This is a genomic window from Nocardia sp. JMUB6875 (assembly GCF_041154655.1).
GTDB lineage: Bacteria > Actinomycetota > Actinomycetes > Mycobacteriales > Mycobacteriaceae > Nocardia.
Map to the genome: position 1 here is coordinate 1 of NZ_BAAFGR010000210.1, position 11278 is coordinate 11278.

12 protein-coding genes are annotated in these 11278 nt (G+C 69.2%); 5 read left to right on the forward strand and 7 right to left on the reverse strand.

The annotated features are described in order from the left end of the window. Both ACAM49_RS34805 and ACAM49_RS34810 read left to right on the forward strand, forming a co-directional pair. The coding region (locus tag ACAM49_RS34805; RefSeq protein WP_369639791.1) for an ATP-binding cassette domain-containing protein at positions 1-389 on the forward strand (389 nt) is incomplete at its 5' end. A 23-nt stretch (positions 390-412) separates the two neighbouring features. After that, positions 413-1420 (forward strand): ABC transporter substrate-binding protein, encoded by a 1008-nt coding sequence (locus ACAM49_RS34810; RefSeq protein WP_369639792.1) that lies wholly within the window; start codon positions 413-415, stop codon positions 1418-1420. A 6-nt stretch (positions 1421-1426) separates the two neighbouring features. Here the strand turns inward: ACAM49_RS34810 and ACAM49_RS34815 are convergent, their stop codons facing one another. The 6 genes from ACAM49_RS34815 to ACAM49_RS34840 all read right to left on the reverse strand — a co-directional run bounded on the left by ACAM49_RS34815 (position 1427) and on the right by ACAM49_RS34840 (position 7745). Next, positions 1427-2569: an alpha/beta fold hydrolase gene (locus tag ACAM49_RS34815; RefSeq protein WP_369639793.1), complete on the reverse strand. Its 1143-nt coding sequence runs from the start codon at positions 2567-2569 to the stop codon at positions 1427-1429. Positions 2570-2686: 117 nt separating this feature from the next. After that, positions 2687-3154 carry an SRPBCC family protein gene (locus ACAM49_RS34820; RefSeq protein WP_369639794.1) on the reverse strand — a complete coding sequence of 156 codons (468 nt, stop codon included), beginning with the start codon at positions 3152-3154 and terminating at the stop codon, positions 2687-2689. 41 nt (positions 3155-3195) lie between these two features. Continuing rightward, positions 3196-4512, reverse strand: a complete 1317-nt coding sequence (locus ACAM49_RS34825) for a sensor histidine kinase (protein WP_369639795.1) — start codon at positions 4510-4512, stop codon at positions 3196-3198. Further along, positions 4509-5168: a response regulator transcription factor gene (locus ACAM49_RS34830; RefSeq protein WP_040807030.1), complete on the reverse strand. Its 660-nt coding sequence runs from the start codon at positions 5166-5168 to the stop codon at positions 4509-4511. The genes ACAM49_RS34825 and ACAM49_RS34830 overlap by 4 nt, the downstream gene beginning before the upstream one ends. An 82-nt stretch (positions 5169-5250) precedes the next feature. Next, positions 5251-6507, reverse strand: coding sequence for a DUF1501 domain-containing protein (locus ACAM49_RS34835; protein ID WP_369639796.1), 1257 nt, complete (start codon positions 6505-6507; stop codon positions 5251-5253). Positions 6508-6524: 17 nt separating this feature from the next. After that, positions 6525-7745, reverse strand: coding sequence for a DUF1800 family protein (locus ACAM49_RS34840; RefSeq protein WP_369639797.1), 1221 nt, complete (start codon positions 7743-7745; stop codon positions 6525-6527). Positions 7746-7887: 142 nt separating this feature from the next. Between ACAM49_RS34840 and ACAM49_RS34845 the strand changes: the two genes are divergently transcribed. Further along, on the forward strand, positions 7888-9156 hold the full coding sequence (locus ACAM49_RS34845; protein WP_369639798.1) for an adenosylmethionine--8-amino-7-oxononanoate transaminase: 1269 nt from the start codon (positions 7888-7890) through the stop codon (positions 9154-9156). Positions 9157-9186: 30 nt separating this feature from the next. Here the strand turns inward: ACAM49_RS34845 and ACAM49_RS34850 are convergent, their stop codons facing one another. Next, complete coding sequence (locus ACAM49_RS34850; RefSeq protein ID WP_369639799.1) at positions 9187-9480, reverse strand: hypothetical protein; 294 nt, start codon at positions 9478-9480, stop codon at positions 9187-9189. Between the two features lie 104 nt (positions 9481-9584). Between ACAM49_RS34850 and ACAM49_RS34855 the strand changes: the two genes are divergently transcribed. Both ACAM49_RS34855 and bioD read left to right on the forward strand, forming a co-directional pair. Then, complete coding sequence (locus ACAM49_RS34855; protein WP_369639800.1) at positions 9585-10739, forward strand: 8-amino-7-oxononanoate synthase; 1155 nt, start codon at positions 9585-9587, stop codon at positions 10737-10739. Further along, positions 10736-11278 (forward strand): dethiobiotin synthase (gene bioD, locus ACAM49_RS34860; RefSeq protein WP_369639801.1); only part of this gene is annotated, 543 nt, incomplete at its 3' end. The genes ACAM49_RS34855 and bioD, both read left to right, overlap by 4 nt.

Consider the following 11278-nt stretch of genomic DNA (forward strand, 5'->3'; position numbering starts at 1 on the left):
GGTTCGCGGGGCGGGCGGTGGAGCGGCTGTCCGGGGGCGAACGGCAGCGGGCGTTGCTGGCGCGGGCGTTGGCGCAGGAGACGCCGGTGTTGTTGCTGGATGAGCCCACCAATCATCTGGACATCACGCATCAGCTCGAATTGCTGGCGCTGGCTCGGGAATTGGAGCAGACGGTGGTGATGAGCCTGCACGATCTGGCGTTGGCGGATCGGTATTGCGATCGGGTGCTGGTGGTCGAGGGTGGGCGGGCGCATCCGCTCGAGCCGCCGGTGACGGCGTTGCGGGCCGAGGTGCTCGAGGCGGTGTTCGGTGTGCGGGCGCATCGGATGGCGGATCCGCACTCCGACGGCACACATCTGGTGATCACGGCACGAAAGGGACACTCTTGAGCAAGGTTTCGATGACTCGGACGATGAGAACCGTGCTCGCGGTCACGGCGGCGGGTGTGCTGGCCGCGTGTGGGTCGCCGCAGGCGGCATCCGGGAATCTGGCGGTGCGGAATTGTGGTGTGGAGCAGAAGTTTCCGTCGCCTGCGCAGCGGATGTTCGTCAATGACGGGAATCTGATCTCGATGGTGCTGGCGGTGGGAGCGCAGGAGCAGACCGTTGCGGTTTCCAGCTTGAAGCGGGATGCGGAAACCTTGCGCAAGCACTACGGGGAGGCCGTCGACAAGTTGAATTCCGTTGCGCCGGATTATCCTTCGCGGGAGACGGTGCTGGCTCAGCGGCCGGATGTGATGGTGGCGGGGTGGAATTACGGGTATTCGGAGTCGGCTAATCTGACGCCGGATTCACTGCGGGCGGCCGGGGTCGCGCCGTATGTGCTGACCGAGAGCTGCCGTCGGCCCGATGGTGAACGGGGCGTGGTGGATCCGTGGACGGCATTGCGGACCGATCTCACCGCGCTGGGTGCGATCACGGGGCACCAGGATCGGGCGACACAGGTGACCAGTGAGCTCGATCGCAGGCTCTCGGCATTGCAGGCAGCGCCCAAGGCCGAGAAGCGCCCCACCGTCTTCGTCTTCGACAGCGCCTCCGACACCGTCATGTCCAGCGGCAAATTCGGTGCCCCGCAGGCGATTCTGGAGGCGGCGGGGGCGCGCAACGCCCTGGACGACGTCTCCGACACCTGGTCGCCGGTGTCGTGGGAGCGGGTGGCGGCGGCCGATCCGGATGCCATCGTGTTCGTGGACTATCCGCCGCAGACCTTCCAGCAGAAGGTGGATCTGCTGCGCGGCAAGCCCGGCATCCAGAATCTGCGCGCGGTGCGCGAGGGCCGCTTCCTGAACCTGCCGTACGCGCTGTGGACCAGCGGACCGCTGAACATCGATGCCGCCGAGCAGGTGCGCGCCCAGCTGGAGCGCTGGAATCTGGTGCCGCCCTCGGGAATTCGTCCCGCCTCCGACGACACCGTGCGCTGAGGGTATTCAGCGCGCCGCGGCCGCCGCCCGCTCCCGCTGTAACTCCCGCACGAACGGCACCACCTGATTCTCGATCACCGTGTTGTACTCCTGCGGCCGCTCGATCGGATTGGCGTGCCCGGTGGTGCGCGTGGTCACCACCAGCAGCGTCCCGTCCACCCCGCCGACCTGATCCACCAGCACCTGGTGCGAGTACTCCACGTCCACGATCGGATCGCGGTACGGATCGTGCGGCCGGATGAACACGATGGCCGGACGCGGTTTGCCCGCAACGGGTTTCGCGAGCGCCCGCAGATCGTCCACCGCGCCGCCCGCCACGATCGCCTTGAACTGCGCCTCGATCAGCCCGTTGCTGGCGGCATCGGTGTTGAGGATCTTGTTGCGCAGCACATCGCGCGCGGTCTCCCGGAATTCGGTGCCGCGGATCAGGTACGGCCCGCCCACGAAACGGTCATGGCGCGCATACATTTCCACGGTGAGCCGCAGGATCCGGCTCTCGCGCGCTCCGGGCACCCAGCCCATCCAGCGCAGCATCTCCTCGCCCTGGTCCCGGCTCTCGGGCCGGACCGCCTCGAGATCCACGGGCGTGCAATCCAGCAGCACCGCCTGCACCTTCTCGGCGCTGTCGGTGTGCAGGTGCTTGGCGACCTCGAGCGCGATCACCCCGCCCATGCTGTGCCCGGCCAACACCACATTCGGCACCTTGGCCGCCTCGGTGACCTTCACGATCAGATCCGCGATGACCTTGGTGTCGATACCGGTGTTGTCGTAGCGCACCGCCCACACCGAGCCGAGCCGCGACAGCGACGGCAGCGCCCGCGCGGTATCGCTGGCGTCGAGGACGCCCAACCCGACCAGGTCGAAGACGGCGGTGTCGCTCGCTTTGGGATCCGAGGGGCCCGCGATGGGCAGCACCGCGGGCTCGGTCTCGGCCAGCCGCGCCTGTTCGGGCAGTACGTCCGCGCCCAGATATTCGGCGAAGACGCCCAGGGCGACCAGGGGAACCAGGCTCAGCCGCATCAACATCACCCGGGTGCGCCGCCAGCGCACCCACCCGGCGCCGGTCCGGGTCGCACGCAGACGTTCCCGACGCAGTCGGTCGTCATACGCGGCGACACCGGACGGATTCGGAAAACCCGGCAGCGCCATACCAATCAAGAGTACGAATTTCCCGCCGTTCATCCAGGCTTGTCCTGGTGGCCATCTCCTGATACGGCACGGGTCATACGGAGATGGGCGCGGCTGGGCGCTCCCGACCGGGGGCGGTCAGTGCTTGGCGGCGTGCTCGGTGAGGTCGGCGAGCTTGGCCAGCGACATCCGGAAGCCGACCTCGTTGTCGGTCGGCGACAGCCCCGGCGGCAGATTCTCGTGGCGCGCGGTGACGGTGGTGCCGCCGGGCGCGTCGGCCAGGGTGTAGGTGACGGTCATCTCACCACTCAGATCCGGGTCCTCGGTTTCGAATTCGACGGTCTGCACCACCTCGCGGTCCGGGACGACGCGGGCGAACACACCGTGGAAGGTGTCGGTGTGCGCGGTCGTCTTACCGGCCTCGGTGGGCAGGTCGTAGGTCAGCGAGATGCGGAAGCGGCCGCCGACGCGCGGATCGAATTCGTGGATGCGGCTGGTCATTCCGTCGGGGACCATCCACGTTCGCACCGAACGGGGATCCAGGAGCGCCCGGAAGACATTCGGACGCGGGGCACCGACGAACTTCTCGACATGGGTGGAGGGCACGCCGCCACCCTACGCCGCATGTGATGAAGATCACGACAACTTCACCCGGTGTTCGGCGCGTCCGGCGGCGCCTCCGGCAGGGTGAGGGTGGCCAGGGTGCCGCCGCCGGGCGCGGGAGTCAGTGTGGCGGAACCGGAATGGATTTCCGCGACCCAGCGCACCAGGGACAGGCCGATGCCGTGCTGCCCGCGTGTCCCGATCGCGCCGCGCCGGAAGGGGTCGGTGAGCGCCGGGTCCAGGCCGGATCCGTGATCGCGCACCACGACCTGCCCGGCCGCCACCCGGACCTCGATCGGCGGGCGGCCGTGCACCTGCGCGTTGTCGATCAGATTGCGGATCGCCAGCGCGAGCAGATCCGGATCCGCGTGCACCGCAGTGGGTTCCGTGGTGAGCGTGATGTCCCCGCCGCATTCGGCGACCACGCCCTCGACGAGTTGATCGAGGTGCAGCCGTTGCTTGTCCAGTTCGCCGACACCGCTCTCCGCGCGGGTGCGGGCCAGCAGCCCGGCGACCATGCGGCCCATGCGGTCGGTGAGCGAGCGCGCGTCGGTGACGGCGCGCCGGGTGTCGGCCGGATCCCGCAGCGCGGCATCGAGGTAGAGGCGCAAAGTGGCCAGGGGCGTGCGCAATTCGTGCGACGCGTCGGAAAGGAAGCGCTCCTGCTGATCCAGCATGCGCAGCGCGGGCCGCATGCTCACCCCGGACAGCAGATGCCCGGCCAGGGCGGCCAGGGCGACCAGCGCCAGCCCGCCACCCCAGAGCGCCATCACCAGGCGGCGATGGTCCTTCGCCTCGGGCGCGGGATCGCCGCCGGCGAAAATGACCGCGCCGACCGAGGATTCGGTGTCCCACACCGGGGCGGCCGCCAACCGCACGGCGTGCCCGTCGCGGTCGGTGAGGCTGTGCCACTGCGTGTCCTGCTCGTCGGCCGCCTGCTGCGCCAGCCCGGCCAGCGCCGCGGGCAGCTCGGATCGCTTGTGCACGTACTGTTCCTGCCAACGACCCTGCGGATCGCGGACGAGGACGGCGACGGAGTTGGATCCGCCCGCCAGATCATCGTCGGTGCGGACGGTTTCGAGATCGACGGTGCCGTCGTCGGGATTCCAATACACCTCCCGCGCCAGCCCGGTCACCACCCGGTTGATCTCCGCGTCGAGAGCCTTGTCGCGGGAATGCCCGTCGATCTCGGCCGCGATCGAGCCGAGCACGATCAGGCAGACCGCGGTGAGCGCGGTGAAGAGTCCGGTCAGCAGCCACCGGGTGCGGCGCAGGCGGCCGGGCGTGGTCGGCTCCGTTCCCGAGCCCCCGCGTAGGCGGGACGCGAGCGCGCGCAGACCGTCCGGCCATCGAATCCTCATGGCGCGATGGTGAAGCCGACGCCGCGCACGGTGTCGATGAGCGGTGGGTCACCCAGTTTGCGACGCAACTGGGCGATCACCACGTCCACGACATTCGAAGCCGGTTCGGCCATTTCGTCCCAGCAGCATTCGATGAGTTCGGCGCGGCTCACCACGGTTCCGGCCCGTGCGGCCAGCAGTTCCAGGACGCCGAATTCTTTGGGGGTCAACGTGAGTAGCGTGCCCGCGCGGTGCACGCGGCGGCGCGGGCGATCCACGACGAGGGTGCCGACGACGGTGCGGGTGGCGGCGGGCAGCTCCTGGCGGCGGCACAGCGCGCGCACCCGGGCGGCGAGTTCGTCCATGGCGAAGGGCTTGACCACGTAGTCGTCCGCGCCGTTCGCGAAACCGTCGAGGCGGTCGGCGAGCGCGTCGCGGGCGGTCAGCATGACGACGGGGGTGCGCTGCCCGGACTCCCGCTGGGCGCGCACCAGATCCAGGCCGTCACCATCGGGCAGGCCGCGGTCGACGACCAGGCAGTCATAGGTGTTGACCGCGATCTTCAGATCGGCGTCGGCATAGTCGCGCGCCAGATCCACGGCGAACCCCGCCGCCCGCAGTCCCGCCGCGACCTCATCGCCCAGGTTCTTGTCGTCCTCGCACACGAGTACCCTCACCTGCGCAATTACAGCATCAGTCGCGTTCATCCGAGCACGACCCCGGTCCGGGTGGGCCCGATCGCCCGGCCGACCGCCGCGATCATGCGGCCACCACGCCGGGCAGCGGGTGCGGGGAACCTGGCAGGACCTCGGAGGCCGGGACGCCGAACCAACTCTCGGCGAGGGTGGCGTAGAACTCGGTCATGTCGACGGTGGCGCGCAGGTTGTCGTCGGCGTCGAGGCGGCGCAGGGACGGGACTTCGCCGTGGACGCCGGGGTTGGTGGGGCCCAGGAGCAGGGCGGTTCCGGCGGCGCCGTGGTCCAGGCCATCGGAGTCGTTGACGGGTACGCGGCGGCCGAATTCGCTGTAGGCGGCGATGAGGACGCGGTCGGCGATGCCGCGGGCGGCCAGGTCGGTGCGGAAGGCGGCGAGGGCGGCGTCGAGTTCGCGCATGAGAAGTGCGTAGCGGGCGGGGTGGCCGGTGTGGGTGTCGAAGTCCGCGCCCATGGGGATGTGAACGATGCGCAGTCCGTGGTTGTCGTCGGCGAGCAGCCTTGCGGCCAAACGCAATTGGATGGCCAGATCGCTGTCCGGGTAGCCGTCGGCGGCGGCGGGGAGGGTAGCCGCGACGTCCGAGAAGCGCAGGGCGGCGGCGCTGCTCGCGCGGGCGGCGGCGAACAGGGGTGGGTCCGTGCGATCGGGATGCGCCATGGCGCGCTGGGCCGCCAGCCACGCGGAGCGCAGGTTCTCGTCGTCGAAAACCGGGAAGAGGCCGTCGTTTCCGTGATCCACGGACAGTGTGGTGACCCGTTCGCAGGCCAATGCGCGCGATGAGCCGGTGCCCAGCGACACCCCGACCGCGGGTGCGGCCGGGTCGCCGAGGTGGTCGCACAGGCGGCCGAGGAATCCGGTGTCCGGGCGGTTGGCGCCCTCGGGGTCGCCGGTGTGCCAGCGATGCAGCATCTCGAAATGGGAGAGGTCGGGTTTGGCGGTACCGATGCCCGGAATCACCGAGACACCCGACGCGGCAAGACCTTCCAGGTCCGGATGTAAGCCGAGGGTGTCATCGATGGCGTGCACCTGTCCGGCCGCGATGGCCGCACCGCGTCGCAGATCGCGATATCGCGAGTCGGCGTAGGGCACGAGCATCGACAATCCATCACTGCCCCCGGCCATTTCGATCACGACCAAGCGCCGCTTGTCGAGCGCGGCCGCCTTGATCGGCGCGGGCGGGTTCCACCGCCGCGGCGCATCCGACGCGCCCAGCAGCTGATAGCCGGCGACGCCGCCGACCGCGGCCACCACGCCCGCTCCGACTCCGGCGCGCAATACGGTGCGCCGATTCACCGAGACCATGGTTCGTCCTTTCCGATTCATGCCAGCGTGAATTCCGGCGCGGTAATGGCCAGTGCCAGCAGCGCCGTGGCCGCCTTTTCGGGTTCGCGGCGCAGCTCGAAGGCGAGATCGCGTGCCGCGGTGTGGGTTTCGGGAGTCGGGTCGTAGATCGAGGCGCGGGCGAATACGGCCTCGACCGGGTCCTTCGCACCCGCGATCTCGCCCAGCGCGGGTGCGCCTACCGCCAGCGCGGCCCGCGCCACGGTGGTACCGGGCGCGATCCACCGATTGCCCGGCGGCCACCCGGCCACGTTCGGCGGATAGAACGGCGACTGTCCGAGAGTCGTCGTTGTCTCGAAAGCCGTTGTCGCATTGTCGATCCCGCAGACCGCCAGTGCGGCAGCTACCCATTCGACCGGATACCGGGGTCGCGTGTACACCGCCGACACGAACGATGAATGCCGCAGGATCGCCTCCACCAGGGGCCGAATCTCCAACCGCGCCCGCGTGAATACGTCCGCTAACTCGGTGAGCCTCTCCCCCGATGCCTCCTGACCGACAAGGAACAGGTGCAGCTTGGCCGCGATGAACCGCGCGCACTCCGGCCGATCACATATAACGTCCACGGCGTCGCGCGTCGTGGTCACGCCCCGCCCCAACAACTCCACGGGCCGCTGATTCCCGGACTCCCCATCGAAGCTCACCGCCCCCTGCTCGTCGACGCTCCACCCCGACAACGCCACCGCCGCGGCCTTCACATCCTGCTGCGTGTAGTTCCCGCGCCCCAGCGTGAACAACTCCATGAGCTCCCGCCCGTGATTCTCATTGGGCGCCTGCGCGACCGACCCCGCCCCGTCCAGCCACTGCAGCATCGCCCCGTCGACGGTCATCGCCTGCGCCAGTTCCCGGAAGTTCCCCAGCGCGTGCCGCCGGATCACCTGGTGCTGCCGCCACATGAGATCCCAGGTGTCGACCTTGTCGTGACTGGAGGTGAAATGCCCGTGCCAGAACCACACCAGCTTCTCGTGCACCCCCGCGGCCGGATCGGCCATCGCCTTCAGCCAACGGCCCACCGGACCATCGACGGCCGCGTCGGCCTCCTCGTCGAACACGGGCGCGGCGGGTGTCAGCGGCTCCGCGGCCAGCACCAGATCGACAACCCCTCCCACGCCTTTCCCGGCGAGTGCCTCCACCCGTCCCGGGAACGGCCCGAACGTGGTGCGCCGCAGCACATGCGCCACCCCCGCCAACTCATCCATGCCCCAAAGCTGACAGACCACTCATTAGGAATTTGTGAGCCCGCTTCAGCCCGACATCGGCGGCGGACCCTCCGCCTGAGAGTTCCTCGCGGCAGCTGGTAACTTGAACAGCGTTCAAGCCTGCTCCTCGTAAGGACTCCCCGTGGCATTGACTCCCGACGCGATCACCGAACTCGACGCGGCACATGTGTGGCATCCCTACGGCGGGTTTCCGGCCAGCACGGAACCGCTCATCGTGGCCTCGGCATCGGGCACCCGGCTCACCCTCGCCGACGGGCGGGAACTCGTGGACGGGATGAGTTCCTGGTGGGCGGCGGTGCACGGGTATCAGCATCCGGTGCTGGACGCGGCGCTGGTGGCGCAGTCTCGGAAGATGAGCCACGTCATGTTCGGCGGGCTCACCCACGAACCGGCCGTGCGGCTTTCACAGTTGCTGGTGGAGCTGACGCCCGAGGGGCTGGACAAGGTCTTCCTCTGCGACTCCGGGTCGGTGTCGGTGGAGGTCGCCGTCAAGATGTGCCTGCAGTATCAGCGGGCGCTGGGGCGTCCGGAGAAGCATCGCCTGATGACCTGGCGCGGCGGCTATCACGGGGACACCTTCACGCCGATGAGCGTGTGCGACCCCGAGGGTGGCATGCACTCACTGTGGACCGATGTGCTGGTGCCGCAGGTCTTCGCCGGCGCGCCGCCGGAAGACTATGAGCCGCGGTATGTCTCGGAGCTGGAGCGGGTGATCGCCGAGCACGCCCACGAATTGGCGGCCGTCATCGTCGAACCCGTTGTCCAGGGTGCGGGCGGGATGCGGTTCCACGATCCGCGCTATCTCGCCGATCTGCGCCGACTCTGCGACGAGCATGACGTGCTGCTCGTGTTCGATGAGATCGCGACCGGATTCGGGCGCACCGGAACGTTTTTCGCGGCGGAGCAGGCGGGGGTGCGGCCGGATGTAATGTGCGTCGGCAAGGCGCTCACCGGCGGCTACATGACGCTCGCGGCAGCGCTGTGCACGTCCGAGATCGCCGAGACCATCAGCCGCTCGCACGGCGGTCTCATGCAGGGGCCGACCTTCATGGGCAATCCCCTCGCCTGCGCGGTCGCGGTGGCCTCGATCGAGCTGCTGCTCTCGCGCGACTGGCAGGGCGAGGTGCGGCGGATCGAGGACGAGCTGAAGGCCGGTCTCGCCCCGGCGCGGGATCTGCCCGGTGTGGCCGAGGTCCGGATTCGCGGCGCGATCGGCGTGATCGAGCTCGATCATCCCGTGGACATGCGCAAGGCGACGCATGCCGCGGTCGACGCGGGGACGTGGTTGCGGCCCTTTCGCAACCTGATCTATGCCATGCCCCCGTTCATCAGCACCTCCGCGGACGTCCGTCGGATCACCACCGCCATGCTCGCGGCTGCTGCGGTCTGATCGGAGGATGCCGCCGGGATGCTGGATTCCCTAGCGGTTGGCCCGTTTTTCGCGCACTTTGTCTGAATTGTCGCTGTCAGACAGGACTTCCCAGACTCGGAAGACGCAGTGGTAGTCGTCGGACCACCCGCGTGCGATCAACATGAAGGTGTCGCCGTCGCGCAGGATGGTGCGGCGGCTGATCAACCTCGGATGATCGGGAATGAATTTCGAGACGAGGTCGGGGACCTTCGCGAGGGCTTGTTCGCGGGTGCCCACCACCTCGGTCAGAACCTTCGGACTCCAGTTCTTGCTGTCGCCGAAGCCGGTCGTCTGCTCGACCACTATTGCCCATCGTGGCATCGCGCAGCCTCCTTACGCTTGCCAGCATAGCCCCGCTCGCCGACACCCATGGTCTCCTGAACGGCGTTCAAGTATGCTTCCGAGCTGTGACTGCCGATCCCTTGAGCTGGCTCGACGCACGCGCCGCGGAGCGCGTGGACGCCGGGCTGCGCCGTGAACTGCGCGCCCGCACCGATGACACGGTCGACATCGACCTGGCCTCCAACGACTATCTCGGGCTGGTGCGGCACCCGGAGGTGATCGAGGGGGCCATCGCCTCGGTGCGACGCTGGGGCGCGGGGGCGACGGGGTCGCGGCTGGTCACCGGGACCACCGCGGAGCACGAACAGCTCGAGGCGGAACTGGCCGAATTCGTCGGCGCGGAAGCCGGATTGGTGTTCGCCTCCGGGTACGCGGCCAACCTCGGCGCGGTCACCGCGCTGGCCGGCCGTGGGACGCTGGTGGTTTCGGATGCCGGTAGCCACGCGTCGCTGGTCGATGCCTGCCGGTTGTCCCGGGCGCGAGTCGAGATCGCCCCGCATCGGGATCCGGCGGCGGTGGATCGATTGCTGTCCGGACGCCATGAGGAACGTGCAGTGGTCTTGACGGATTCGGTGTTCAGCGCCGACGGGGACCTCGCGCCATTGGCGGAGTTGCACAAGGTGACTCGCGCGAACGGGGCCGTGCTCATCGTGGACGAGGCGCACGGGCTGGGTGTGCGCGGCGCGGGCGGGCGCGGGCTGGTGCACGAATGCGGGCTGGCCGGGGAACCGGACCTGATCATCACCGCGACGCTGTCGAAAGCCTTTGCCGCCCAAGGCGGTGTGGTGCTGGCCAGCGAACGCGTGCGCGCCCACCTGATCGACACCGCCCGCACGTTCATCTTCGACACCGGTCTGGCTCCGGCGGCCGTCGGCGCGGCCCGCGCGGCTTTGAACCTGCTGCGCCGCGAACCCGAGATCGCCCAGCGCGTCCTGGACCGCGCCGCCGATCTCGCCCGCATAGCCGGTGTCGGCCAACCGGATTCGGCCGTCGTCTCGGTCGTCCTCGGCGAGGCCCAGATCGCCTACGACGCCGCCCAAGCCTGCCGCGCCCGCGGCCTGTCCGTCGGCTGCTTCCGCCCGCCATCGGTCCCGGAAGGCACCTCCCGCCTGCGCCTCACCGCCCGCGCCGACCTCACCGAGACCGAACTCGTCACCATCGCAACCATTCTCGGCGAGGTGCTCGCCGAAGCCCGAGCCCGAGAGGTCATTCCGGCATGACCCGCCTCCTGTTCATCACCGGCACCTCAACCGAGGTCGGCAAGACCATCGTCACTGCCGCCCTGGCCGCGACCGCCCACGCCGCCGGCCTCGAGGTCGCCGTCTGCAAACCCGCCCAAACCGGCGTAGCCCCCGGCGAACCCGGCGACCTCGCGGAAATCACCCGCCTGAGCGGAGTCACCCGCACCCTCGAACTGGCCCGCTACCCCGACCCTCTGGCCCCCGACACCGCCGCCCGCCGCTCTGGCCAACCCCTGCTGACCATGGCCGAAACCGTCGCCGGAATCGAATCCTGCGCCGACGCCGACCTGGTCCTCGTAGAGGGCGCAGGCGGCCTCCTCGTCCGCATAGGCGACTTCACCCTCCTCGACCTCGCCCAGAAGATGAACGCCCCGGTCCTCCTGGTAACCGCCGCCGGCCTCGGCACCCTCAACCACACGGAACTGACCACCCGCGCCCTCTCCGCCGCAGGTGTCGAATGCGCCGGCCTCGTAATCGGCTCCTGGCCCGCCACCCCCGACCTGGCCTCCGAATGCAAC